The sequence below is a fragment of the Kitasatospora sp. DSM 101779 genome, assembly GCF_025655475.1.
GTDB lineage: Bacteria > Actinomycetota > Actinomycetes > Streptomycetales > Streptomycetaceae > Kitasatospora.
In genome coordinates this window covers 4,816,877-4,841,215 of record NZ_JAHTIK010000001.1, presented here as the reverse complement: position 1 = coordinate 4,841,215, position 24,339 = coordinate 4,816,877, and the positions used below count along the sequence as shown (strand labels likewise).

At 73.4% G+C, this 24,339-nt stretch carries 18 protein-coding genes, 1 tRNA gene and 1 pseudogene; 3 read left to right on the top strand and 17 right to left on the bottom strand.

Going from position 1 to position 24,339, the window contains the following annotated elements:
- Position 1: 1 nt before the first annotated feature.
- The 7 genes from rplJ to KSNIM_RS22070 form a co-directional block, all read right to left on the bottom strand.
- A complete protein-coding gene (gene rplJ, locus KSNIM_RS22100; RefSeq protein WP_095874414.1) occupies positions 2-556 on the bottom strand; it encodes a 50S ribosomal protein L10 in 555 nt (184 codons plus the stop codon).
- Between the two features lie 333 nt (positions 557-889).
- On the bottom strand, positions 890-1,717 hold the full coding sequence (locus KSNIM_RS22095) for a hypothetical protein (protein ID WP_263104918.1): 828 nt from the start codon (positions 1,715-1,717) through the stop codon (positions 890-892).
- 221 nt (positions 1,718-1,938) lie between these two features.
- Positions 1,939-2,661, bottom strand: coding sequence for a 50S ribosomal protein L1 (gene rplA, locus KSNIM_RS22090; RefSeq protein WP_263104917.1), 723 nt, complete (start codon positions 2,659-2,661; stop codon positions 1,939-1,941).
- 76 nt (positions 2,662-2,737) lie between these two features.
- On the bottom strand, positions 2,738-3,172 hold the full coding sequence (rplK, locus tag KSNIM_RS22085; protein ID WP_263104916.1) for a 50S ribosomal protein L11: 435 nt from the start codon (positions 3,170-3,172) through the stop codon (positions 2,738-2,740).
- 163 nt (positions 3,173-3,335) lie between these two features.
- Positions 3,336-4,187 carry a transcription termination/antitermination protein NusG gene (nusG, locus tag KSNIM_RS22080; protein WP_263104915.1) on the bottom strand — a complete coding sequence of 284 codons (852 nt, stop codon included), beginning with the start codon at positions 4,185-4,187 and terminating at the stop codon, positions 3,336-3,338.
- A 228-nt stretch (positions 4,188-4,415) separates the two neighbouring features.
- Positions 4,416-4,766 (bottom strand): preprotein translocase subunit SecE, encoded by a 351-nt coding sequence (secE, locus tag KSNIM_RS22075; protein ID WP_263104914.1) that lies wholly within the window; start codon positions 4,764-4,766, stop codon positions 4,416-4,418.
- A gap of 144 nt (positions 4,767-4,910) precedes the next feature.
- Positions 4,911-4,983, bottom strand: a tRNA-Trp gene (locus KSNIM_RS22070).
- Between the two features lie 290 nt (positions 4,984-5,273).
- On the opposite strand from KSNIM_RS22070, the gene KSNIM_RS22065 reads away from it, so the two are divergent.
- The gene (locus KSNIM_RS22065; RefSeq protein ID WP_263104913.1) at positions 5,274-6,512 is read left to right on the top strand and encodes a pyridoxal phosphate-dependent aminotransferase; all 1,239 of its coding nucleotides are present in this window, start codon (positions 5,274-5,276) and stop codon (positions 6,510-6,512) included.
- Between the two features lie 110 nt (positions 6,513-6,622).
- Positions 6,623-7,762 carry an adenosine deaminase gene (locus tag KSNIM_RS22060; protein WP_263104912.1) on the top strand — a complete coding sequence of 380 codons (1,140 nt, stop codon included), beginning with the start codon at positions 6,623-6,625 and terminating at the stop codon, positions 7,760-7,762.
- Here the strand turns inward: KSNIM_RS22060 and KSNIM_RS22055 are convergent.
- Positions 7,667-8,707: a UDP-N-acetylmuramate dehydrogenase gene (locus KSNIM_RS22055; protein WP_263104911.1), complete on the bottom strand. Its 1,041-nt coding sequence runs from the start codon at positions 8,705-8,707 to the stop codon at positions 7,667-7,669. The two genes, KSNIM_RS22060 and KSNIM_RS22055, sit on opposite strands and share 96 nt — an antisense overlap.
- A 145-nt stretch (positions 8,708-8,852) precedes the next feature.
- On the opposite strand from KSNIM_RS22055, the gene KSNIM_RS22050 reads away from it, so the two are divergent.
- Positions 8,853-9,488: a MerR family transcriptional regulator gene (locus tag KSNIM_RS22050; protein ID WP_263104910.1), complete on the top strand. Its 636-nt coding sequence runs from the start codon at positions 8,853-8,855 to the stop codon at positions 9,486-9,488.
- A 67-nt stretch (positions 9,489-9,555) separates the two neighbouring features.
- Here the strand turns inward: KSNIM_RS22050 and KSNIM_RS22045 are convergent, their stop codons facing one another.
- The 9 genes and pseudogenes from KSNIM_RS22045 to KSNIM_RS22005 form a co-directional block, all read right to left on the bottom strand.
- Positions 9,556-11,031 carry an MFS transporter gene (locus KSNIM_RS22045; protein WP_263104909.1) on the bottom strand — a complete coding sequence of 492 codons (1,476 nt, stop codon included), beginning with the start codon at positions 11,029-11,031 and terminating at the stop codon, positions 9,556-9,558.
- A 157-nt stretch (positions 11,032-11,188) separates the two neighbouring features.
- Positions 11,189-11,611, bottom strand: a complete 423-nt coding sequence (locus KSNIM_RS22040) for a DUF3291 domain-containing protein (RefSeq protein ID WP_263104908.1) — start codon at positions 11,609-11,611, stop codon at positions 11,189-11,191.
- A 331-nt stretch (positions 11,612-11,942) separates the two neighbouring features.
- Complete coding sequence (locus KSNIM_RS22035; RefSeq protein WP_263104907.1) at positions 11,943-13,238, bottom strand: NAD(P)/FAD-dependent oxidoreductase; 1,296 nt, start codon at positions 13,236-13,238, stop codon at positions 11,943-11,945.
- 17 nt (positions 13,239-13,255) lie between these two features.
- On the bottom strand, positions 13,256-13,960 hold the full coding sequence (locus tag KSNIM_RS22030) for a 4'-phosphopantetheinyl transferase family protein (protein ID WP_263104906.1): 705 nt from the start codon (positions 13,958-13,960) through the stop codon (positions 13,256-13,258).
- The gene (locus KSNIM_RS22025) at positions 13,947-14,165 is read right to left on the bottom strand and encodes a hypothetical protein (RefSeq protein WP_263104905.1); all 219 of its coding nucleotides are present in this window, start codon (positions 14,163-14,165) and stop codon (positions 13,947-13,949) included. Before KSNIM_RS22025 ends, KSNIM_RS22030 begins: the two co-directional genes overlap by 14 nt.
- 32 nt (positions 14,166-14,197) lie before the next feature.
- Positions 14,198-15,988, bottom strand: coding sequence for an acyl-CoA dehydrogenase family protein (locus KSNIM_RS22020; protein WP_263104904.1), 1,791 nt, complete (start codon positions 15,986-15,988; stop codon positions 14,198-14,200).
- A 36-nt stretch (positions 15,989-16,024) separates the two neighbouring features.
- On the bottom strand, positions 16,025-17,725 hold the full coding sequence (locus tag KSNIM_RS22015; RefSeq protein ID WP_263104903.1) for an acyl-CoA dehydrogenase: 1,701 nt from the start codon (positions 17,723-17,725) through the stop codon (positions 16,025-16,027).
- On the bottom strand, positions 17,722-19,353 hold the full coding sequence (locus KSNIM_RS22010; RefSeq protein ID WP_263104902.1) for a PfaD family polyunsaturated fatty acid/polyketide biosynthesis protein: 1,632 nt from the start codon (positions 19,351-19,353) through the stop codon (positions 17,722-17,724). The genes KSNIM_RS22015 and KSNIM_RS22010 overlap by 4 nt, the downstream gene beginning before the upstream one ends.
- A 29-nt stretch (positions 19,354-19,382) precedes the next feature.
- Positions 19,383-24,339 (bottom strand): annotated as a pseudogene (locus KSNIM_RS22005) (hypothetical protein); the annotation flags it as partial.

Genomic DNA, 24,339 nt, shown 5'->3' with positions numbered 1-24,339 from the left:
ATTACTCCGCGTCCTCGGCGGGAGCCGGCGTACCGGCACCGCCCTGCTCGACCTTGTCGCGCAGCGCGTCCACGGTGCGGACGAGCTTCGACGGCAGGGCCTGGAAGACCGCGGCAGCCTGGGAGGGCTTGGCCTTCAGGGCACCCGCGAGCTTGGCGAGCAGCACCTCGCGGGACTCGAGGTCCGCGAGCTTCTTGATCTCATCGGCAGACAGCGCCTTGCCGTCAAGGACACCGCCCTTGATGATGAGAGCGGGGTTCTCCTTGGCGAAGTCACGCAGAGCCTTCGCCGACTCCACCGGGTCACCGGTGACGAAGGCGACAGCCGTCGGACCGGCGAACAGGTCGTCCAGCTCGGAGATCCCGGCCTCGTTGGCCGCGATCTTGGTCAGCGTGTTCTTCACCACGGCGTACTCGGCGTTCTCACCCAGCGAGCGACGCAGGGTCTTGACCTGCTTCACCGTGAGACCGCGGTACTCGGTCAGCAGCGCCGCAGAGGAGCCACGGAACTTGTCCGTGATCTCGGCGACGGCAGCAGCCTTGTCGGGCCTTGCCATAGGCGTACGCCTCCTTCCGTGATGTCGAAGTCGGGCCGACCTTGGAGCAGTCGACCATTCAACGCCTCGACACGCCGGTTCGAAGGAAGCCTCAGCAGAAACGATGAGAGCCCCGGTGCGCAGGCGCACGGGGCTCTGAAAGACCTCGACGACCGGCGCGACGAATCACGGCGGGCGGAAGTCCAAGCTCCAAACACTCCTGCGCGGGCTGCCTGCGACGAATCGCAGATCCTTCGGCCGCCTCGCTTCCGAAAGGAAGCAGACGACAACCAGCGGTCTTCGGCAGCCACCACCGTACTGGACGCCCGGCAGTTCGACCAAATCCGGACACCGCTACAGCGGCGGCAGGCTCCGTCCGCCCGCATCGGCGGTGTCCGACTCGGCCGGCGCCTGCACCGACAGCGGTCCGCCGAACTCCTCGAAGCGCAGCGTGTCGGAGACCCGCTCGGCCGCGCCGGAGCCGGTCCGCTGCAGCTGGACGGGCTGGTCGCGGTCGTTCAGCCACACGTCGAGGGTGACCACGCCGCCGTCCCCGAGCGCGGCGCGCAGGGCGGCCCGCCGGGCGGGCGGGAGCTGGGCCTGCGCCTCGGCGTAGTCGGCGACCGTGGTGGTGACCCGGTAGTGCTCGACGGCGGTGTCGTCGATCTTCTCCTCGCCGATCCGCTCGGGCGCGGGGGCGGCCACCGCCGCGGTCAGCGCCACCACCGGGTTGAGCCGGTCGACGGTGTCGGCGTACGGCACGGCGCGCTGGCCGTCGGCACCGGGCACCCCGGTGAACTTCTCCCAGTGCCGTCCGCCGAGCCGGCCCGCGGTGGCGGCGTCCCCGCCGCGGTAGGCGGTGGTGTCCAGCACCACGACCTCCTCGGTGGTGCCGGGGCGCTTGAGCTGGAGCACCGTCTTGGGCGCCCAGAACAGCAGGCCCGCGACCGTGTCCGAGCCCAGGTTGCCGCTGAAGCGGGCCCTCCGGGCACTGTGCACGGCCAGCTGGGCGGAGAGCAGCACGCCGTGCGGCGAGCGGTCGGTGGGGGTGGCGAGCACCGTCGGGTCCGCGGAGGCGCTCGGCGAGGCCGTGGGGGCGCCCCCGGAACCGCTGCCGCAGGCGGTGAGCACCGCGGCCAGTGCCGCGGCCGCCGCCGCCCGGCGCACCGCCCGTCCTGCCATCCCCGCCTCCTCGCCCGTCCCGTGCCCCGTCCGCTGTCCTTCACCCTGCCATGCCCGCCGCCGCGGCGTCCGGCCGCCCCTGACCCCGGCCGAACGGGTCCGGGCGCGTCCGTGCACCGCGCGCAAGCCGACGGGCCCGCACCCCGGTGAGGGGGTGCGGGCCCGTCGGTCGCGGACTGCGCGGTGCGCCCAGGACGCGGCTACTGCCGGAGCACGGTGGCTCAGACGGCGGCCGGGTCCTCCTCGACGAGGAGGTTGCGGGTGCGGTTCGGGTCCACCTGGACGCCCGGGCCCATGGTGGTCGAGAACGCGATCTTCTTGATGTAGCGGCCCTTGGCGGCGGCCGGCTTGGCCCGGAGGACCTCCTCGAGCGCGGCGCCGTAGTTCTCGACCAGCTGCTCGTCGGTGAAGGAGGCCTTACCGATGATCAGGTGCAGGTTCGAGTGCTTGTCGACGCGGAACTCGATCTTGCCGCCCTTGATGTCGTTGACGGCCTTGGCGACGTCCGGGGTGACGGTGCCGGTCTTCGGGTTCGGCATCAGGCCACGGGGGCCGAGCACGCGGCCGAGGCGGCCGACCTTGCCCATGAGGTCCGGGGTGGCGACGACGGCGTCGAAGTCCAGGCGACCCTTGGCAACCTCGTCGATCAGCTCGTCGGAGCCGACGATGTCGGCGCCGGCAGCACGCGCGGCCTCGGCACGGTCACCGGTCGCGAAGACCAGGACCCGAGCGGTCTTACCCGTGCCGTGCGGGAGGATGACGGTGCTGCGGACCATCTGGTCGGCCTTGCGCGGGTCGACACCCAGGCGCATGGCAACCTCGACGGTCGCGTCGAACTTGGTGGTGGAGGTCTCCCGGGCGAGGCGGACGGCCTCGAGCGGGGCGTAGATCCGGCTGCGGTCGACCTTGGCGTCCGCGGCCTTGAGGGCCTTGCTGCGCTTCACTGCTTCTCCTGAAATCGATGGAGTTCGTGGTGGGAACGGGCCGCGCTCGGCCCTACCACGGGGACGACTGGGGCTGTCAGCCCTCGACGGTGATGCCCATCGACCGGGCGGTGCCGGCGATGATCTTCGCCGCGGCGTCCAGGTCGTTGGCGTTCAGGTCGGGGAGCTTGACGGTGGCGATCTCGCGGACCTGGGCGCTGGTGAGCTTGGCGACCTTGGTCTTGTGCGGCTCGCTGGAGCCCTTGTCGATGCCGGCGGCCTTCAGGATGAGGCGCGCGGCCGGCGGCGTCTTCGTGATGAAGGTGAAGGTGCGGTCCTCGTAGACCGTGATCTCCACCGGCACGATCATGCCGCGCTGCGACTCGGTCGCAGCGTTGTAGGCCTTGCAGAACTCCATGATGTTGACGCCGTGCTGGCCCAGCGCGGGGCCGACCGGCGGAGCCGGGTTGGCCGCGCCGGCGTTGATCTGGAGCTTGATAAGCCCCGTGACCTTCTTCTTCTTGGGAGGCATGTCTCTCCGGGTCCTTCCGAGAGGTGATTGCTGGTGTGTGCGGAACCGGGGCGACACCCGGCCGCCAGCACACACATCGAACCAGGCTAACCGCTGATGCGGTCCTGGACCAAAACGGTTCCGGGGCGGGGCCTGCGCCCCGCCCCGGAACCGAAGGTCTGGGTCAGTTCTTCTGGATCTGGTCGAACGACAGCTCGACCGGGGTCTCGCGGCCGAAGATCTCGACCAGGCCCTTGACCTTCTTCGAGTCGGGGTTGATCTCGTTGATGGTCGCCTGCAGGGTCGCGAACGGGCCGTCGGTGACGGTGACCGAGTCGCCGACCTCGAAGTCGAGCACCTGGACCTCGACCGGGCGGACCGGCGAGGCCTTGCCGGCCTCCTTGGCCGCGGCGCGCTCGACGTCGGGCGCGAGCATCTTGACGACCTCGTCCAGCGTCAGCGGGTACGGGTCGTAGGCGTTGCCGACGAAGCCGGTGACACCCGGGGTGTTGCGGACGACGCCCCAGGACTCGGCGTCCAGCTCCATGCGGACCAGGACGTAGCCGGGGAGCTTGTTCTGACGGATGGTCTTGCGGTCGCCGTTCTTGATCTGGACGACCTCTTCCTGCGGCACGGCCGACTCGAAGATGCGGTCCTCGACGTTCAGCGAGACGGAGCGCTGCTCCAGGTTCTGCTTCACGCGGTTCTCGTACCCGGCGTAGGTGTGGATGACGTACCACTCGCCGGGCGCGATGCGGAGCTTCTCGCGGAACTCGGCGACCGGGTCGCTCTCCTCCGCCTCCTCCGCCTCGGCGGTGAACGCCTCCTCGGCGGCGGCCTCGGCCTCGGCGACCTCGTGCAGCGCGGCGGCCTCGGCCGGCACGTCCGCCTCCGCCTCGTCCGCAGCCTCGACCTCGTCCTCGTCGGCGTCCGCGGCGTCGAGGATCTGCTCCGCAGCCTCGGCGTCGGCAGCCTCGGCCGCGACGTCCGCGTCGCGGACGGTCTCGTCGGCGTCGTACAGGGGGGACTCAGACACGGGCGCTGCTTCTTTCCTGGGATGTGTAACGGATACCTCAACAGTACCGAGTCAACGGTAGCTGGCCCGCCCGGTCGGCGCCGAAAGCCCGAACCGGTCTCCCGTCCCGGAGGGGCGGGGACACCGGCATCAGGTGCGCGGGACGGGTCGGGCGGGTGTCCGGACGTCGCTCACCGGCCGGTCGGGCCGGAGGCGTCCGCGGAGGAAAGTCGCGCCGGGTAGGGCGGGTCAGCCGAAGATCAGCAGGCTGAGCTTGGCGAAGGCGGTGTCGAGGCCGTAGACCACGAGCATGATCGTGACGACGAAGACGACGACCACGGTGGTGTACTGGATCAGCTCGCCGCGGCTCGGCCAGACGACCTTGCGGAGCTCGGCGATGATCTGGCGGTAGAAGACCGCCATGCGGGCGAAAAGGCCCTTCTTGGCACGCTTGCCCGACTTGCGGTCGCCGCCCTGCGCCTTGCGGGCGCGCTTGCGGTCGCGGCGGGAGAGCGCCTCGTCAGGCGTGGCGGCAGCGCCGTCGGCACCCTCGGGGTTGCCGCTCTCAGGCGTTGCGGTGGAGCCCGTGGTCTCCGTCACTCGTCCTCACCTGAATCCGGGTCCTGCCGAGGGGCGTGCCCGGTGTGGGCGCGCCGGTCCGGCGAAGTGCATTGCTGACGGGGCCCTCTCCGCATCAAGCCCGCTCGCTCTGTGGAGCGAACGGGCTCGGTACGAAAAAAGCAGCAGGGCACGAGGGACTCGAACCCCCAACCGCCGGTTTTGGAGACCGGTGCTCTACCAATTGAGCTAGTGCCCTACGGTGCCTCGCGGCCCCGGAGTCGACCCCCAACCTACCGCATCGGGATCGGTGCGTGGTGTACGCATCGGCGTTGCGGTCCGCGGGGGCCATCGGTCGTCGAGCATACGGGTTCCGAGGCGTTTGGTCGAACCTCATTTCCCGACGATTCGTCGGCGCCCCCGTCGCCGGCCCGCCGCGGGCCTGCGGGGACACGTCCGCGGACACCTCGGCGGACACATCGTGGGACGGCCGGTACGCATGCTGGAACCGCCCTGCCCGGCAGCTGCCCACTCTGCGACGATGCAGGCATGAGCGCTTCCACCCCCGCCAACGTCCGTCCCGCCGACCGCCGGGTGTCCGCCCGGATCGGCGCCATCGCGGAGTCCGCCACCCTCGCCGTGGACGCCAAGGCCAAGGCCCTCAAGGCGGCCGGCCGCCCCGTCATCGGCTTCGGCGCGGGCGAGCCCGACTTCCCGACGCCGGGTTACATCGTCGACGCCGCCGTCGCCGCCTGCCAGGACCCGAAGAACCACCGCTACACCCCGGCCGGCGGCCTGCCCGAGCTCAAGGCCGCGATCGCCGCCAAGACGCTGCGCGACTCCGGCTACCAGGTGGACGCCTCCCAGGTGCTCGTGACCAACGGCGGCAAGCAGGCCATCTACGAGGCCTTCGCCGCGATCCTCGACCCGGGCGACGAGGTCATCGTCCCGGCGCCGTACTGGACCACCTACCCGGAGTCGATCCAGCTCGCGGGCGGTGTGCCGGTCGAGGTCGTCACCGACGAGACCACCGGCTACAAGGCCTCGGTCGAGCAGCTGGAGGCGGCCCGCACCGAGAACACCAAGGTGGTGCTGTTCGTCTCGCCGTCCAACCCGACCGGCGCGGTCTACACCCGCGACGAGGCCGAGGCGATCGGCCGCTGGGCGCTGGAGCACGGCCTGTGGGTGCTCACCGACGAGATCTACGAGCACCTGGTCTACGGGGATGCCGAGTTCACCTCGCTGCCGGCCCTGCTGCCGGAGCTGCGCGACAAGTGCATCGTGGTCAACGGCGTGGCCAAGACCTACGCGATGACCGGCTGGCGGGTGGGCTGGCTGATCGGCCCGCAGGACGTCGTGAAGGCCGCGACCAACCTGCAGTCGCACGCCACCTCCAACGTCTCCAACGTCGCCCAGGTGGCCGCGCTGGCCGCGGTGGCCGGCGACCTGTCGGCCGTCGACGAGATGAAGACCGCCTTCGACCGCCGCCGCCGCACCATCGTGAAGATGCTCAACGAGATCGACGGCGTGCTCTGCCCCGAGCCCGAGGGCGCGTTCTACGTCTACCCCTCGGTCAAGGCCCTGCTCGGCAAGGAGATCCGCGGGAAGCGCCCGGCCAGCTCCTCCGAGCTCGCCGCGCTGATCCTGGACGAGGCCGAGGTCGCGGTCGTCCCCGGTGAGGCCTTCGGCACCCCCGGCTACCTGCGGCTGTCGTACGCGCTCGGCGACGCGGACCTGGTCGAGGGCGTGACCCGGATCCAGCAGCTGCTGGCCGAGGCCCGCGACTGACGCTCCCCCGCCCCGCGGGCCGCCCCCTGACACCTCGTTGAAACTCATTCTTTCGAGGGATGTTCAGGGGGCGGTTCCCGTTTGCTTCCCGAATGCGGCAGGATCAGTGGATGGATCGCCTTCCCGCCCCGCGCGACGTCGCCGCCCTGCCCAAGGCCCACCTCCACCTGCACTTCACCGGGTCGATGCGCCCGGCCACGCTGCTGGAGCTGGCGGACAAGCACGGCGTGCGGCTGCCGGAGGCACTGAGCTCGGGCGAGCCGCCCAGGCTGCGGGCGACCGACGAGCGCGGCTGGTTCCGCTTCCAGCGTCTGTACGACACCGCCCGCTCGGTGCTGCGCGACGAGTCCGACATCCGGCGTCTGGTCCGCGAGACCGCCGAGGACGAGCGGCGGGACGGCTCCCGCTGGCTGGAGATCCAGGTCGACCCGACCTCGTACGCACCGCGGCTGGGCGGGCTGATCCCCGCGCTGGAGCTGATCCTCGACGCCGTGCGGGAGGCCTCGGAGGCGACCGGCGTGGGGATGCGGGTGGTGGTCGCGGCCAACCGGATGAAGTCGCCGATGGACGCGCGCACCCTCGCGCGGCTGGCCGTCCGCTACACCGACCGCGGCGTGGTCGGCTTCGGCCTCTCCAACGACGAGCGCCGCGGCTTCGCCCGGGACTTCGACCGCGCCTTCGAGATCGCCCGCAACGGCGGCCTGCTGGCCGCCCCGCACGGCGGCGAACTGGCCGGGCCGGAGTCCGTCCGGGACTGCCTGGACGACCTGGGGGCCGGCCGGATCGGGCACGGCGTGCGCTCCGCGGAGGACGCGCGGCTGCTGGAGCGGCTCGCCGCGAGGGGCGTCACCTGCGAGGTGTGCCCGTCGTCCAACGTCTCGCTCGGCGTCTACGAGCGCGCCGAGGACGTACCGCTGCGCGCCCTCTTCGACGCCGGGGTGCCGATGGCGCTGGGCGCGGACGACCCGCTGCTCTTCGGCTCCCGGCTGGCCGCCCAGTACGACCTCGTCCGGACGGTGCACGGCTTCACCGACGCCGAGCTCGCCGAGCTCGCGCGGCAGTCGGTGCGCGGCTCGACGGCACCGGAGTCGGTGCGCAAGGAGCTGCTGGCCGACATCGACGGCTGGCTGGACGGTGCGGCGGGCCCGGCCGGGCTAGAGCGCGACGCCGACCATCACGGGCTCGTTCACCAGCTCCACGCCGAAGGCGGCGCGCACGCCGTCGCGGACCTCGCGGGCCAGCGCCAGTAGGTCCTCGGTGGTGGCCGAACCCCGGTTGGTGAGCGCCAGGGTGTGCTTGGTGGAGAGGGTGGCCGGGCCGGTGCCGTAGCCCTTGGTGAAGCCGGCCTTGTCGATCAGCCAGGCGGCGGAGGTCTTGGTGCAGCCGTCGGGCGCGGGGAAGGCGGGGGCGGTCAGGCCTTCGAGCCGGGCGGCGAACGCCGCGTACTGCTCGGCGCTGAGCACCGGGTTGGTGAAGAAGGAGCCGGCCGACCAGGTGTCGTGGTCCTCCGGGTCCAGCACCATGCCCTTGCCGGCCCGCAGCGCGAGCACGGTGTCGGCGGCGGTGGCGAGGTCGACCCGCTCGCCGGCCACGACGCCGAGCGTGCGGGCGACCTCGGCGTACTTGACCGGGGAGGACTGCCCGGCGGCGTCCTCCAGGGCGAAGCGCACCCGCAGCACGACGTAGCGGTGCGGGTCCGCCTTGAAGCGGCTGTGCCGGTAGGAGAAGGCGCACTCGGCGTTGGTGAGGACGACCGTCTCGCCGGCCCGCCGGTCGTAGGCGACGACCTCGGTGATCGTCTCGGCGACCTCCTGGCCGTAGGCGCCGACGTTCTGCACCGGGGTGGCGCCGGCCGAGCCGGGGATGCCGGCCAGGAACTCGACGCCCGCCAGGCCCGCCCCGACGGTGCGGGCGACCGCGTCGGCCCAGACCTCGCCGGCGGCCAGCTCCAGGCGGGTGCCGTCCAGGTCGAAGCCGCGGGTGGCGATCCGCAGCGCGGTGCCGTCGAAGCCGGCGTCGCCGATCACCAGGTTGGAGCCGCCGCCGAGCAGGAGCAGCGGCTCGCCGGCCGCGTCGGCCTCGCGGACGGCCGCGACGACCTCGTCGTCGGTGGTGGCCGTGACGAGGCGGCGGGCGGGTCCGCCGAGCCGGAGCGTGGTCAGCGGGGCGAGCGGGGCGTTCTGAAGTACCTGCACGCCCACCACGGTATACGGGGCCGCGACCTCTCCGGCGGGGGCGCCCGGCGTTCCCGGGCGGACACCGATAGTGGAGACGTATGCTATCCATATTGGTCCGCCGCCCGCCGCGCGGACCGTCCGACCCTCGAACAGACGGGACGCCATGCGCATCGGAGAGCTGAGCCGGCGGACCGGGGTGCCGGTCCCGACCATCAAGTACTACCTGCGGGAGGGGCTGCTGCCCGGCGGCGAGCTGACCAGCCCGAACCAGGCCCAGTACGGCGAGGCCCATGTGCACCGGCTGAAGCTGGTGCGGGCGATGGTCGAGGTCGGCAAGCTCTCGGTGGCCGCGACCCGTGACGTGCTGCAGGCGATCGACGAGCCCGGCAACAGCCTGCACCGGGTGCTGGGCATCGCCCAGGCCGCCGTCACCCCGGCGGTGACCGCGGCCGATCCGGAGGTGTGGGAGGGCGCGGAGAAGCTGGTCGACGAACTGGTGGAGCGGCACGGCTGGCAGGTGAAGCCGGGCAATCCGGCCCGGCAGGCGCTGGCCCAGCTGGTGGTGACCTTCCGCGACCTCGGCCAGGACGACCTGCTCGACATCTTCGACGACTACGCCGTCGCCGCCGAGCGGCTCTCCACGGCGGAGCTGGCGCTGATCGGCCGACGCGAGGGCCTGGACAGCAAGGTGGAGGGGGCGGTGCTGGGCACCGTCCTCGGCGACGCCCTGATCGGGGCGATGCGCCGGCTGGCGCAGGCGGACGCCTCGCACCGCGCCTTCGAGGCCGCCCGCGGCTGACCCGCGGCGACAGAACGGACGCCGGAGGCCCCCGGGGGGACCGGGGGCCTCCGGCGTGTTCGACGGGTCAGGCGTTGGCGGGGGCGGGCTCGTCCGCGGGGACGTCCTCCACCTGCTCGGCGGCCGGCCGGGGCGGACGCGGGATGAAGAGGGCGCAGATGCCGCCGAACACCACCACCGCGACGCCGACCCAGACCGCCGGGTGCAGGCCCTTGACGAACTCCTGGGCGTTCACCGGGCTGCCGTACTCCAGGAAGACGCTGCTGAGCACCGCGATGCCGAGCGCGCCGCCGATCTCCCGGACGGTGGTGTTGGCGCCGGAGGCCTTGCCGCGGTGCTCCGGGCCGACCGCGCCGAGCACCACGGCCGCCGTCGGGGCGATGGCGAAGCCCATGCCCGCGCCGGCCACCAGCATGGCGCCGACCAGCCGGGAGTAAGGGGTGTCGTCGGTGGCCGCAAGGTTGATCCAGGCGAGGCCGGCGGCCTGCAGGAAGAGGCCGAGGGCCATCAGCCGGCCGCCGCCGACCCGGTCGGTCAGCGCGCCGGCCACCGGGGCGATGAACATCGGCATCAGCGTCCAGGCGAGGGTGAGCACACCGGCGTGCAGCGGGGTGCGGTAGGGCGCGATCTGCAGGTACTGGGAGAGGAAGAAGATCGAGCCGAAGACGCCGAAGTACATCGAGGCGGACACGATGTTGGTCAGGCTGAAGGCGCGGATGCGGTAGAAGCCGAGCGGGAGCAGCGGGTGCTCGACGCGGCGCTCCCAGAGCACGAAGGCGGTCAGCAGGACGACGGCGGCGGCGAAGGCGCCGAGGATGCGGCCGTCGGTCCAGCCGTCCTCGCTGCCGTTGACGATGCCCCAGACCAGGGCGAGCAGGCCGGCCGAGGCGAGCAGCATGCCGACCAGGTCGAGGCCGGCGCGCTCACCGCGGCTCTCCTTCAGCACCTTGAGGACGAGCGGGACGGCGAGCAGGCCGACCGGCACGTTGATCCAGAAGATCCACTCCCAGGCCAGGCCGTCGACGACGGCGCCGCCGACCACCGGGCCGAGGGCGATGGCGAGGCCGCTGACCGCGCCCCACAGGCCGAGGGCGAGGCTGCGCAGCCGCTCGGGGACGGCCTGCGAGAGCAGGGTCAGCGAGAGCGGCATGACCGCGGCGGCGCCGAAGCCCTGGACGGTGCGGGCGGTGATGAGCTCGGCGCTGGTGTCGGCGAGGCCGCAGGCGACCGAGGAGAGGGTGAAGATCGCGATGCCGAGGACGAAGACCTTCCGGCGTCCGAAGCGGTCGCCGAGCGCGGCGCCGATCAGCAGCAGGCAGGAGAAGCTGAGGACGTAGGCGTTGACGAACCATTGGAGGTCGCGGGTGTCGGCCTTGAGGTCGACGGCCAGGGTGTGCAGGGCGGTGGAGACCACCAGGTTGTCGAGCGCGACCATGAACATCGGCACGCTGCAGGCGACGATCGACAGCCAGAGCGGCACGGTGCGGCCGCCGTCGGCGGGGAGGTCCCCGGCCGGGACGGACCGCAATCCTGTCGAGGACATGACAGCTTTCTCCTTCGGTCGTGGTGCAGCGGGTCTGTCGTGGCGCAACGGCTGCAGCGCGGCGGTCGCGGCCGGCAGCCGGGGCACGACGGTCGCGGTTCGGCGGTCGGGGTGGAGCAGGCCCGGGCGGGCCGGGGTGCGGCCCGCCCGGAGGCGGCTAGACGGCGTCCTCGGCCGAGGCGGCGTCGGCCTGCCGCTGCTCGGCGAGCCGGCGCTTGGCGTCGGACCAGGCGATCGGGAGCTCCTCCACCGGCACCTCCCAGAAGGTGAAGGTGGAGTTGTCCATGGTCGACCGCAGCGAGGTCATGATCGAGTAGTGCGGCTCGGCCTTGGCGTAGGTGTAGAGCGCCTCCCTGGTCTCCCAGGCGGAGAGCGTCCAGAAGGTGCGCTTGAGCGGCTGGGCGATGAGCGAGGCGCCGACGGCGCCCGGCGCGGTGCGGACCTGTCGCCAGGCCGCCAGCGACTTCCAGAAGAAGCGCGGCACGTCGGCGAGCGAGCGGACCTCCAGGCGGGAGGCCATCACCACGGCCCGGGTCTGCGGCCGAGGGGCGTTGGGTGTGGTCCAGGGGAGCGTAGGCATGGGGTCAGCCTTCCTCGGCCGCCGATCGGCGAACCCCCGGACGAGGGTCCGCCGAAACCGATAGTGGAACCTTGCGCTATCCACTATAGAGAGTGGCGCTTTCCAATGCCAGCTTTTTCCGGAACGCCTACGGCGTGCCCTCAAAGGCGATGGGGCACACAGGGGCGCGGGGGCCTGCGCGACTCGGATGTGGACCGCCGTACGAATCCGGGCTCGGCACAGGTCACTACGGTGCCCGCCCCGAGCCGCGCAGTTCCGCCCCCAGCCTCCGGCCGGGAGGTGCCCCCGGCGCCCCTGAATCGACCACCCGACTGCCCTCCGACGACATGCCCTAGCGCCCGAGCTCCCGCAGCAGCTGCTCCGCCGCCTCCAGGCCGGAGGAGAACGCCGCCTCGTGCGAGCCGATCTGGTCCCAGTGCAGCTGCTTGGAGTGGAAGTAGGAGCCGCAGAGCTTGACCCGGGTGCCCTCGTTGACCCGGTAGATGGTCTTCTGCAGGGTGCGCAGGTCCAGGTCGATCACCGGGTGCTCGTAGTGCAGCTCGCGGATCACCGCCTCCTCGCGCACCGGCAGCGGGCAGTCCAGGGTGACGAAGTAGTCCTTCGCGGACTCGAAGCCGTGCAGCCGGTTCATGTAGTAGGCGACGTACGGGCGGACCTCGCCGTCCACCGCGACCTTGCCGTAGTTCCAGTTGTCCCAGCGGGACCGGTCGGCGGGCAGCACCGACGGGTCGGTGTGCAGCACCGCGACGGAGGAGTTGTAACGGATCCGGGCGAGCGTCTCGCGCTGCAGCGGGCTCGGCTCGGTGAGCAGGGCGCGGGCCTGGTCGCCGTGCGCCGCGACCACCACGTGGTCGAAGCGCTCGGCGCCGGCCGCGGTGGTGACGGTGGCCCCGTCCGGCTGCTCGGTGACCGACAGCACCGGCTCGCCGAGCCGCAGCTTGGGGTCGATCACGGCCAGCGCCTTGCGCACGTAGTGGACCGAACCGCCCTCCACCGTCTGCCAGTCGACCCGCTGCCCGCCGAGGCCGCCCTCGTCGTGCGCCATGAAGAAGGCGATCACCGTGGTGGCCGGCATCTCCCAGATCAGCTCGGCCGGCACCGACCAGACCGCGGTGCACAGCAGGATCACGTAGCCGTACCGGAATTCGGCGCTGTAGCCGCCGCGGTCCAGGTACTCCCCCAGCGGCAGGTCGGTGCGCTTGCGCAGGAAGTCCTTGCGGCCCTCCTGGTGGAAGCGCCGGGCCTCGCTCCAGATGGTGCGGAACCCGGCCGGGTAGCGGGCCAGCACCTCCTCCTCGGGCAGCGCCATCTCGGCGGTGCCGTACTGCAGGCCCGTGTCCAGGTCGAAGAAGTTGAAGCCGCCCTCGTGCCGGCGGGTGGCGACGCCCAGTTCGCCGAAGAAGCGGCTGAGGTTGGGGTAGCTGGGCTCGTTGAAGACCACGAAGGCGGTGTCGATGCCGAGGACGCGGCCCTCGTCCTCGACCTCGATCGTGTTGGCGTGCCCGCCGGCGCGGTCGTCCTGCTCGAAGAGGGTGATCTCGGCGTGCTCGCGGAGCCGGTACGCGGCGGACAGGCCGGCCACGCCGGCGCCGACGACCGCGACCCGGGGCTTGGCGGTTGCAGACATGAGGGGTCCTTCACTGGCTAGGGGGCGATCAGGGTGCGGTGGATACGGCCGCCCCGGCCGTCCTGCACGGCGGCGGCGAGGACGAATCCCGGTGCGGGGTGGATCAGTTCGAAGTGCCAGGCGGCGTTCTCGGCGGCCGGCCGGGCCGGGTCGGTGAGCCGGATCGGCCGACCGTCCGGCGGGGTGAAGGAGAAGTCGGCGAGCTCCCGCCGCAGCCCGGTACCGACGGCCTTGAGGTAGGCCTCCTTGAGCACCCAGTAGGCGGCGACCCGGGCCGGCCGCTCGGCCGCGGGGACGGCGTCCACGGCGGCCCGCTCGTCCGCGGCGAACCAGCGCGGCAGGTGGCGCACGGCGTCCGCGCCGGCTGCCGCGGCCTCCACGTCCACCCCGCAGTCGCGGCCCGTGGCCACCAGGCAGGCGACCATCCCGTCGGTGTGCGAGAGGTTGAACCGCAGGCCGTCCGCGGGCGGTTCGGGCTCCGGACGGCCGTCCGGGGCGGTGCGCACCCGCCAGCCGCCGAGCGGCCGGCCGGAGCGGGCGCTCAGCGCGTACCGGGCGAGCACCCGGCCGCCGAGGAAGCGCCGCCGGGCGCCCTCGCCGCGCAGCCGGGCCAGCCGGGCCCGTTCCTCGGCGCCGAGCAGGGCGGGCCCGCCGTGCCGGGCGGCGAAGGCCTCGGCGGCGGCCTCCGGGAGCAGCCAGAGGTGGCCGTCACGCGCGGGCATCGCGCCTCCGGCCGGGGTGCTCGCAGGGCTCCGGGACGGTGCCGAGGACGCCCATGCCGACCAGCTGCTTGAGCCACTCGGACATCTCCCAGCGCAGCCGTTCCCGGCACGGCGGGCAGACCTTGAGGTCGGGGTCGAGGCGGTCGGGCCGGCCGCTTCGCCGGCAGGACGGGCAGAGGGCGCGGGCGCCCGGGTGCGGTGGCATGGGGCACTCCTTCCGCTGCGGTCGGTCGGGGGTCACCGGGCGCCGGGGCGGGGCCCGGTGCGCGCGGCCAGCCGGAACTGCCAGTGCGAGAACAGCCGGTCGCCCTGGTGCAGCCGGCGCAGCACGGCCATCACCTCGTCGACGTCGGCGGCGTCGGTGACGGCCTCGTGCGGGTGCCAGTGCCGGCGCAGCCGCTCCAGTTGGAGCAGCAGCAGGGCGCCGCTGGGCAGCGGGTCCTCCATGGCGTCGGCGGAGTGCAGGTGGGTGTGCACGCAGGCGGCGACGGCGTGCAGCAGGCAGTACTCCTTGGCGAGGTCGAAGAGTTCGGCGGACTGGCCGTACTCGCGGCCGAGGTCGGCCTTCAGGGTGCGGCTGCGCCCGCGCAGGGCGGCGGCGCGGCCGAGGAGTTCGGCGGCGGTGTCGGCGGCGCGCCGCAGCCGGTCGCCCTCCTCGCCCGGGGTGCCCTCGGCGAGGCGGCGCAGGGCGGCGAGCGAGGCGGGGGCGGCGAGCAGGGCGTCGTCGCGGCCTCGGCTGAACAGCTCCTGGTCCCAGGGGCGGTAGAGCGGCAGCGGCCGGTCCATGCCGTACAGGGTGGTCACCCGCTCCTCCGCCCCGGTGGCGGCGCCGGCGGGCGGCTCGACGACGGCGGCGAGCAGGCCGTCCAGCTGCAGGGCGAGGTTCTTCAGGTTGACCACGGTGTTGCCGTCGGCGAAGTTGGCCACCAGCAGGTCGCGGAGCATCTTCTGGTGGATGCCGTGGTGCGGGTCGTCGCGGAGGTAGAAACGCGCGCCCAGCACCACGTTGAGCTGGGACATGGTGCGTTCCAGCATGGTCGGGACGAGGTACTTGGCGACCGAGGACCAGACGCTGGCCTGTTCCGGGACGAGCTGGAGGCTGCGGACGGCGCCGAGGCTGACCGCGTCGGCGACCATCAGGTCGGCGAAGCACTCCGCCAACTGCCGCCGGGAGTAGGGGATGTCGCTGACGGTGCGGCCGAAGATGACCCGGTGCTCGGTGAAGTCGAGGGTGCCCCGCAGTGCGGTGTCCACGGCGGAGAGCGCGATGGAGCCGATCAGGGTACGGGCGACCTGGGAGGTCTGCAGGGCGATCTCCAGGCCTGCGCCCTCCGCGCCGAGCCGGGCGGAGTCGGGGACGAACACCCCGTCCACCCGGATGCCGCTCATGTCGATGGCGCGCAGGCCGTGCAGCCGCTCGTTGGGCAGTTCCTCGACGGAGCCGGCCGGGGTGCGGCGCTTCTCCAGCAGCAGGATCGAGTAGCCGGCGGGGCCGCCGGACTCCTTGGTGCGGGCGAAGACGGTGAGGCCGTCGGCGACGCGGGCGTTGCCGATCAGCCACTTCTCGCCGGTGAGCAGGTAGCCGCCGTCGACCTTGTCGGCGCGCAGTTCGTTGCCGAGCACGTCGCTGCCGTGGTTGCGCTCGGACAGGCCCCAGGCGTAGCGGCTGCCCTGCTTCATCGTGTCGACCAGGTACTGCTTCTGCTCGTCGGTGCCGGCGATCCAGGCGGGCAGGAAGGCCAGGCTGGTGATGATCAGGGCGGTGGCGGTGGTCGGGTCGCGGCGGGCGATGAGGCGCAGCAGGTTGAAGCCGGTCTCCACGTCCCCGGCCCGGCCGCCCTGGGCGGCGGGGATGTTGTACTCGTGCACCCCCCAGCGCTGCAGCAGGTTGACGAAGGGGTAGGGGTACTCCTCGCGTTCGTCGTGGTCGAGGATCCGCTCGAACGGCATCCGGCTCGCCGGGTCGTGCGGGTCGCCCAGGTGGACTTCCAACTCGGCGGCGAGCTTGTCGAGTTCTGGCTTCGGCACCGGTCTCCTCCGGGTCGCGTGGGTGCGGGGTGTCGGTCAGGCCAGCGGGACGGGGACGGCCGAGAACATCCGGTGATCCCGGTGCAGCGCGAGCACGGCGTCGAGGGCGGGTGCGAGCAGGTCGGCCTGCCGGCGCGGGTCGGTGCCGTCGGCGCGGGCCAGCAGGTAGCCGAGGCAGGCGCCGAGCCAGCCGGCCGAGCCGGGCGGCTGCCCGTGCAGCGGCAGGTGGCGGCCGGCCCACCACAGCTGGAGGCAGCAGGCGGCGGCGTGCAGCCAGGCGAACCGTTCGGCGAGGTCGACCAGGGCGAGGCCGGCTCCGGCCCGCTCGACCTCCTTGGGGAGGTTCTGCAGGGTGTCCCGGAGGCGTTCGGCGAGGGCGGCCGTCTCCGGGGCGCCGCTCTCCGTGAGGGCCGCGGCGGCGGGTCCGGCGATCGCGGTGAGGGTCCCGGTCGGCAGGTCGCGACCGCGGGCGTTGAGGTCGAGCCGGGCAGGGTCGTACGGCGGCAGCGGTGCGTCCAGGGCGAAGACGGTCGCGGCGTCCTCGGCCGGGGCCTTGGCGAGGGCGGGCAGTTGGCCGGCGAAGGAGCGGAGGTTGGCCAGGGTGCTGGTGTCGACCACCCGGACGAGGGCGGCGTCCCGCTGGAGCTTCTGGAAGAGGCCGCCGCCCGGGCCTTCGGTGCGCAGCACGGCGCGGGTGGCGAGGGTGGCGCCGCAGCGGGCGACGGCGTCCTCGACGGCCTCGGCGACCACGTGTTTGGCGGCGCAGCCCCAGACGCTGAACTGCTCGGGGGCGAGGTGGATGCCGCGGGCGGCGGTCAGGGCGACGGCGTCGGCGGCGAGCAGCGCGGCCGCGGCGATCGCGGACTCCCGTCGCTGGTAGGGGGTGTCGAGGAGGCGGCTGCGGCCGGTGCGGCGCTCGGCGGCGAAGCCGAGGGTGAGCCGCAGGGCGGTGTCGGCGCAGCCGAGGCTGCCGGCGGTGGACATCAGCCGGACGACCTGCTGGGCCTTGACCGCGGTCTCCAGGGCCTCGCCGGGTCGGCCGACCACGCGGCTCCCGGCGACCGGGAGGCCGTCGAAGCGCAGGTGGGCGAAGTCGATGCCGCGCATGCCGCCGGTGGGGACGGCCGGGCCGCGGTCGAGTTCGGGCCCGGCGGCGGCGAGGTCGAGCAGGACGGCGGTGAAGGAGCCCGGTCCGCGCTCCCCGGTGCGGGCGACCACGTACGCGGCCTCGCAGCGCTGCCCGAGGCCGACCATCCACTTCTCGCCGGTGAGCCGCAGGCCCGGGCCGTCCGGGTCGCGTTCCAGGCGGGCGGTGTTGGCGAGCAGGTCGCTGCCGTGCTCGGCCTCGGACAGGGCGAAGGCCACCGCTCCGCCGCCGCGCAGGAGTTCGGCGACCTCCTGCTGCTGGGCGGGCGAGCCGTGCAGCCGGACGCAGGTGGCGGCGGTGATGGAGAACATGGTGGCCGGCATGGCGTTGAGGTCGCGCCGGGCGGCGGTGCGGACGAGCAGCAGGCTGCGGTCGAAGGAGCGGAAGGTACCGCCCCAGTCGGGGGGCAGGTAGTCGAGGTGGAAGCCGGCGGCGCGCAGTGCGGCGGCCAGCGCCTCGGGGTACTCCCCCGCTTCGTCACGGCGGGCGGCGGCGGCGAAACCGTACGGGTTGGCCGGGTCCTCGGCGGGGCCGAGCGACTGCTCCAACTGCGCGGCGGCGGAGCCGAGTCCGTCGAGCGGGCCGGTCATCTGGCGCCCTCCAGGGTGGTGACCGCGGACTCCAGCGGGACGGGCCGGTAGTCGGCGGCGGCGGCCGGGACGTGAACGCCGGCGGTGCGGAGCTGGGCGATCCGGGTGTGGAAGGCCGCGCCGCGCATCAGGTGGTGGGCGACCTCGGCGACCCGGCGGTTGCCGGGTGCCTTGAGGTAGCTGGCGGTCACCCAGTCGTTGAAGCTGCCCATCGCCGGGCCGCACCAGATCTGGTAGTCGAGGGTGCGGTCGGGGTCGCCGGTGACGGCCCAGCGCGAGGACATCCCGAGGTACCAGCGGAAGACCAGGGCCATCCGCCGCTTGGGGCTGCCGGCGGCGCGGGCGAGCTGTTCGGGGTCGCGGCGTTCGAAGTAGCCCACGCACTCCTGCCAGACGTCGGCGAGCGGGCGGCGGAAGACCTGGGCCTCCAACCGGGCGCGCTCCGCCTCGGGGAGGGCCTCCAGGCCGTCGTGCGCCTGGTACAGCTCGTAGAGCTTCTTGGCGCGCATCGGGAAGAGCGTGCCCTTCTTCAGTACCTGCAGCTCGACGCCGAGTTCGAACATGTCTGCCGCGGGGGCCATCTCGCAGTCGGCGATGCCGGCTTCGGCGAGCAGCGCCCGGGTCGCCTTGGAGGCGCCGGACTCCACGCAGGACTGGTTGACCGAGCCGGTGACCACGTAGGCGGCGCCCATGGCGAAGGCGGCGGCGACGGCGGACGGGGTGCCGAGCCCGCCGGCCGCGCCGACCCGGACGGGCGCGGGGTAGCGGTGCTCGCGCTGCACGGCGTCGCGCAGCCGCAGGATGCTGGGCAGCAGGGCGGGCAGCGGCCGCCGGTCGGTGTGGCCGCCGGAGTCGGCCTCGACGGTGATGTCGTCAGCCATCGGCACGTACTTGGCGAGGTCGGCCTGGTCTGGGGTGATCAGGCCTTGCTCCAGCAGGGCGCTGACGGTGGCGGCCGGGGCGGGGCGCATGAACCGCTCGGCGGTCTCGGTGCGGGAGATCTTGGCGATCACCCGGTGTTCGGCGACCGGGCGGCCGTCCGGACCGGGGCGCAACCCGGCGAGCCGGTAGCGGACGATGTGCGGGCTGAGCGCCATGAAGGCGGAGGCCTCGACGCAGCGGACGCCGTGCCGCAGGAACAGTTCGACGGCCTCGCGTTCCAGCCGCTCCTCGCTGGGGCTGTGGATCAGGTTGACGGCGTAGGGCAGGCCTGGGATCTCGGCGGCGAACCGGGCAAGCGCCTTCGCGATGCTCTCCGGCAGCAGGCCCGCGGCGCCGAAGGAGCCGAGGAAGCCCTGCCGGGCGAGGGCGATCACCAGGTCGGCCGAGGCGATGCCGCCGGCCATCGCGCCGGCCAGGTACGGCTGGCGGACGCCGTGCGCGGCGAGGAAGGCGGCCGAGCCGAGCCGCTGTGGGGGCAGCGGTGCGGCGGCGGCGAGCAGCGGCAGGCCGGTCTCGCGGCCGCCGGACGGGACGGCGCGGCCGCCCGCGGCGGCGCCGATGCCCTGCGGGGTGCGGACGACGAAGCAGGGGCGTTCCAGGTCGGCGAGGGCCTGGTAGATCCCGGCCGCGTCGGTGCTCGGGTACTGCTCGCCCTGCCAGAGCAGTGGTGTCTGGGGGTGGTTCATGATGGGCTTCCGTCTCCTCGGGCGGGCGGTCAGGGGGTGGCCGACTGGGACCGGACCTCGACGGCCACGCCGGTGAGCTCGTAGATCCGCAGTCCGGGCTTCCACAGGTCGGCGTCGGCGACCACCACGAGCCGGCCGTCCTCGCGGCGGACCTCGCGGACGTGCACGTCGAAGCGGAGCTCCTCGTCGTGGCGGAGGATCTGGCCGCGGTACTTCCAGCCGAGTTCGACGTCGGTGGCGAGGGCGAAGTGCGGCCGTTCGATGCCCTCGGCGAGGCCCTCCTCCAGGACGTACAGCCGCAGGGCCTGCAGCACGGCCTCGACGCCGAGCGAGCCGGGCATCACCGGGTCGCGGTGGAAGTGGCAGTCGAAGTACCACTCGTCGGGGCGGACGGCGCGGTGGCCGTGCAGGTAGCCCCGGCCGTGCCGGCCGCCGTCGCGGACCAGGTCGACCCGGTCGACGAGGTGGAAGTGGCCGCCGGGCAGGTGCAGCCGGCCGCCCGCCGGGTCGGTGAACGCGGGTGCGCCGTCGCTGAGTTCGATCCGCCGGACGCGGTCGGCGGCGGGCTTCTCCTGCTCGATCCAGGGGGCGGCGTACTGCCCGGCGTCCAGGCCGGCCTGGTTGGCGAGGGCTGCGTCGCTGAAGTACCCGAAGAGCGACTCGCCGGTGTAGAAGACCTCGCCGTCGGCGGAGAGCTCGTAGCTGAACTTCTGCAGCACGGCGCCCTGGACGGCGCTGGTCATCAGCAGCTTGGAGTGGTGCCGGACGGTCCGCCCGCGCAGGTCGAGGTCCTTGACCAGGGTGGCGCGCCCGTCCAGGTTGCGGATGGCGTACTCGGTCTCCGGCTGCTTGAGGGTGGCGCCGAGGTAGTAGCCGAGCAGGATGGCGGCCTGCAGGGAGGTCTCCATGTGGACGCAGTTCGGCATGTGGGGGTGCGCGTTCTGCGTGTAGTACCAGGCGTCGGCCGGGGAGTCGTACTCGGTGACCATCTCGGAGCCCGGGCCGAGGTCGCCGCGGACGCCCTTGAGGGACATGATCCGGTCGACGAACTGGAAGTCCCCGTTGGGGATGTAGGGCGCGCGGCTGTTCCGGTAGACGTCGAACTCGGGTCCCATCGCGGTGCCGAGGTCGCCCTTGGCCGCGTGTGCCAGGTGCAGTTCGTTGATCATCGCGGGTTCGCCGGAGCGGTTGCGCCGGCCGAGGAAGGCCGGCACGCCGCCGGTCTCCGGCCGGTACGGGGTGCCCTCCTTCTCGCGGATCTGGATGCCGAAGTTGCGCATCCGGATGACCGGCTTGTCGCCCAGGTACACCAGGACGTCGGCGATCACCGAGGGCCGCGGGAGCAGGGTGAGCTCCATGACCTCGATCTCGTAGCGGATCTCCCGGTGCTGCGGGGTGATCTGGCCGCGGACCTGCACCTCGGTCTGCAGGCCGACGATGGTCTGGAAGCGGGCGTCCGGCAGGACGAGGTGCATGCCCTGGTGCAGCAGGTAGGTCTGCAGGGCCTGCACGGCGCCCTCGGCGACCATCGAGCCGGCCAGAACCGGGTCGTCGGGGAAGTGGCACTCGAAGTACCAGGCGTCGGGCTGCAGTTGCTTGGTGGCGGTGAGGGCGCCGAGGCCGCGCGGGCCGCCGGTGCGGTCGATCCGCAGGTCGTCGATCATTCGCAGCCGGGCGTCGGGGAGGCGCAGCGCGGGGTTGAGGCCCTCGTCCTGGGCGTGTTCGGGGCCGAAGACCTCGCCGGGGCGGCCCTGGGCGAGCAGTTCGAGGTCGGCGGCGGTGAGGTGGTTCTTCTCCGTGCGGGCGAGCGGCTTGAACCAGGTCCTGGTCAGGGCCGCGCGGGCGGCCTTCTCCTTGGCGGTGACGACCACGCCGAGCGGGGTGTCGAGCTCCGCCTTGCTGAAGAACCCGGCGGAGGCGTCCTTGAGTTCGAGGATCAGCTCGCCGTCGGCGTAGCAGAGGTAGCTGAAGAAGAAGAGCGTGGTGTCGCCCTGGGTGACGAAGCGGTTGATCGAGATGTCGTAGCGCAGGGTCTGCCCGGCCCGCGGCAGGTCGCCGTGGAAGACCAGGGTGGAGTCGAGCAGGCGGTAGACCCGCTCGCCCTTGTTGCGGAAGTCGATGCCGAGGTAGCTGATCAGCAGCAGGTCGCATTGACCGGCCTCGATGGCGACCGCCGGCGGCACCCCGCCGTCGACGGCGTACCAGGCGTCCTTCGGCACGTCGTACTCGGTGCGGATGAAGGACGGCCGGTAGACGCCGGTCTCGGCGCGCAGTTCGGTGACCCGGGTGACGAAGTGGTACGGCGGGGCGGGCAGCCGGACGCGCTTGGCGTAGCCGTCGATCTCGGCGAAGGCGGGGCCGAAGACGTCGGCGATCCGGCCGGTGGCGAAGGCGAGCAGGTCGTCCTCGTTCCAGATGACGCCGGGCTCCTTGGCCGGGACGACCGCGGTGGGCTCCAGCACGGCCGGCACCGGCGCGGGCGGGAGTGCGAGCCGGGGTGCGAGCTCGATGGCCTGCGGCTCGGGCTCCGGCAGCGGTGCGGGGTCGGCGGGCGGGGCTTCGAGCAGCGCCTCGGTGCGGGCGAGGGTGCTGTCCTGCAGGACGCGCTGGGTCTCCATCACCACCGAGTGGGTGGCCATCAGCTGGTCGCGCAGTTCACGGACGAGGTCCTGGGCGCCGTAGCTGCCGTTCGCCGCGGCCGGGGCCGGTGCGGGGGCCGTGGTCCGTGCGGCCTCCGGGGCCGCCGGGGTCAGTGGCGCGGCCGGGGCCGGCGCGGGCGGCTCGCTCCACGGCAGGAAGGAGATCGGCTCGCCGTCGAAGGCGATGACCTCGGGGTCGGCGAGGGTCGGATCGGCGGGCATCTGCTCCTCCGGCGAGAAGGGGGACGGTCCGGGCGGGCCGGGCGGCACGGCCGGCAGCGGGCAGCGGGGATCTCCACCACCCGCCGGACGGGCGGGGGACGCGGCGGGGACGGCGTGACGGGCGGCACGTCCGGCCGCGGCGGTGTCGGCGGCGACCGCGACGAGCACGGGCTCCTCCGCCGCGGCGGACACGGGTGCCGCGGCGGGCTCGGCCAGCAGCTCGGCGGCCTCGGCCGCGATCCGGGCGGGGACGGACGCACCGCCGCCGACCGGGAAGAGCACCCGGCGCCGGGCGGGCACCGCAGGCGCGGGCCCGAGCAGTCCGGCGAGGTCGAGCGGCACGCCGTGCGCGACCAGCCGGGCGGCCAGTTGGGCGACGGTGCGCGCCGTGGGCACACCGCGCCGGTCCACACAGACCGCGACGTGCGGGGTGTCGCCGAGCGTCTCGCGCACCCAGCGGGTGCAGGTGGCGCCCGGGCCGACCTCGACGAAGTAGCGGAAGCCGCGGTCGTACGCGGAACGCACCAGCCGCGGGAAGTCGATCGTGGAGCGCAGGGTGTGGGCGATCCGGCGGGCCGTCTCCGCGCTGTCGAGGGCGGGGACGGGCCCGTAGTCGTAGGCGCTGAGCAGGTCCAGGCCGCCGGCTGAGCCCATCGGGTGGTCGTTGAGTTCGGCGAGGCCGTCGAGGTCGGGGTCGACGACCGGGCAGTGCATCACCCCGTTGACGGGGGACCTGGCCGCGGGGCAGCCCAACTCCTCGATCAGCGCCCGGCACTGCGCCGGGTCGCCGGCGATCACCAGCTCGCCCGGGGTGTTGACGTGGGTGAGGAACACCCGGTCGTACCGGGCGAGCGCGGCGCGGACGCGCTCCGCGTCGGTGAGCAGGACGTGGCCGGCCCAGACCGCGGAGTCGGGTACGGAGTCGGCCAGGCCCCACTGCTCGCGGACGGCGGTGCGACGCCCGTTCAGCCGGTGCCGGAAGATCGGCGTGGCGCTGATCCGGTCGTCGCGGCGGGCGCCGCGCTGCCAGCCGCCGGTGGCGAACAGCATGCTGGACTCGCCGAGGCTGTAGCCGAACGCGCCGTCGGCGCGGACGCCCAGCAGGTCCCGCACCAGGTCGGTGTACAGGATCGCGAAGGTGGTGCCGGTGGCCAGCATGAACGGCAGGTCGTCGCCCAGCTCGGCTTCCAGTGCCATGAGTTCGCGACGGCCCGGGTTGATCTGGGTGCGCGGGTGCAGCCGGGCGGCACGGAAGGTGTCGTCGGGCCGCTCGACCTCGGCCTCGAAGCGCTCCAGCAGGCCGGGGAAGGCCCGGAAGAGGTCCCGGCCGAGCCCCGGGTAGGAGTTGACCGCGCCGGGGTAGACCAGCGCGACCTTGCCCTCCGGGCCGGTCGGGCGCGGGGTGAAGCAGCTGCCGGCCGGGGTGGCCCACTCCTCGCCGCGCTCCCAGGCGCCCGGCAGGTCCTTGGCGGCGGCGGCGAGCTGCCGGCCGAGCTCGTCGGCGTCCCGGCCGACCAGCACCACCCTCGGCGTGCCGGGGGGCAGCGCCTCGGCGGCGGCCCGGGCGAGCGCGTACGGGTCGGCGCCGCCGGCGAGCAGGCCGCGGTGGCGTTCGACGGCGGCCAGCAGGTCGGCCGGGTCGGCGGCGCCGAGGGCGAGCAGCACGGGGCCGCCAGCCCGCTGCCAGGCCCGTTCCTCGACTGCGCCGCTGGTGGCCGCCGCGGAGACCACCAGCCGGCCGTGCGCACCGCCCTCGGCGATGAACGAGACCGCGGCGTGCCGCCGTCCGGTCCGCTCGGTGCGCAGCCAGGGACGGGAGGTGTCGGCGAGGTGGCAGCCGGTGGCGGCGAGCCGGTCGGCGAGATCGGGGGCGGGCCGCTGCCAGCCGGGGACGCCCGGCAGGTAGCCGTGGTGGACGGCGAGCAAGGCCCGCAGCAGGCCGGCCATCGCGGCGGCGCCCTGGGCGTCGCCGATGTGGGCCCGGGCACTGCCGAGCGCCGGGCCTGGGGTGCCGGCGGGGTGGACGGCCGCCAGTGCGGCCAGTTCGGCGGCGTCCTCGGCGGCGGTGCCGGCCGCGTGGGCCTCCAGGTAGCCGATGTCGGCGGCGGTGATGCCCGCGGCCTGG

Coding starts and splice junctions, on each gene's coding strand:
- KSNIM_RS22035 (WP_263104907.1), bottom strand. CDS start 13,238: ATGTCTGCAACCGCCAAGCCCCGGGTCGCGGTCGTCGGCGCCGGCGTG.
- KSNIM_RS22045 (WP_263104909.1), bottom strand. CDS start 11,031: ATGTCCTCGACAGGATTGCGGTCCGTCCCGGCCGGGGACCTCCCCGCC.
- KSNIM_RS22010 (WP_263104902.1), bottom strand. CDS start 19,353: ATGAACCACCCCCAGACACCACTGCTCTGGCAGGGCGAGCAGTACCCG.
- KSNIM_RS22060 (WP_263104912.1), top strand. CDS start 6,623: ATGGATCGCCTTCCCGCCCCGCGCGACGTCGCCGCCCTGCCCAAGGCC.
- KSNIM_RS22050 (WP_263104910.1), top strand. CDS start 8,853: ATGCGCATCGGAGAGCTGAGCCGGCGGACCGGGGTGCCGGTCCCGACC.
- KSNIM_RS22030 (WP_263104906.1), bottom strand. CDS start 13,960: ATGCCCGCGCGTGACGGCCACCTCTGGCTGCTCCCGGAGGCCGCCGCC.
- KSNIM_RS22095 (WP_263104918.1), bottom strand. CDS start 1,717: ATGGCAGGACGGGCGGTGCGCCGGGCGGCGGCGGCCGCGGCACTGGCC.
- rplJ (WP_095874414.1), bottom strand. CDS start 556: ATGGCAAGGCCCGACAAGGCTGCTGCCGTCGCCGAGATCACGGACAAG.
- KSNIM_RS22015 (WP_263104903.1), bottom strand. CDS start 17,725: ATGACCGGCCCGCTCGACGGACTCGGCTCCGCCGCCGCGCAGTTGGAG.
- rplK (WP_263104916.1), bottom strand. CDS start 3,172: ATGCCTCCCAAGAAGAAGAAGGTCACGGGGCTTATCAAGCTCCAGATC.
- KSNIM_RS22040 (WP_263104908.1), bottom strand. CDS start 11,611: ATGCCTACGCTCCCCTGGACCACACCCAACGCCCCTCGGCCGCAGACC.
- KSNIM_RS22065 (WP_263104913.1), top strand. CDS start 5,274: ATGAGCGCTTCCACCCCCGCCAACGTCCGTCCCGCCGACCGCCGGGTG.
- KSNIM_RS22025 (WP_263104905.1), bottom strand. CDS start 14,165: ATGCCACCGCACCCGGGCGCCCGCGCCCTCTGCCCGTCCTGCCGGCGA.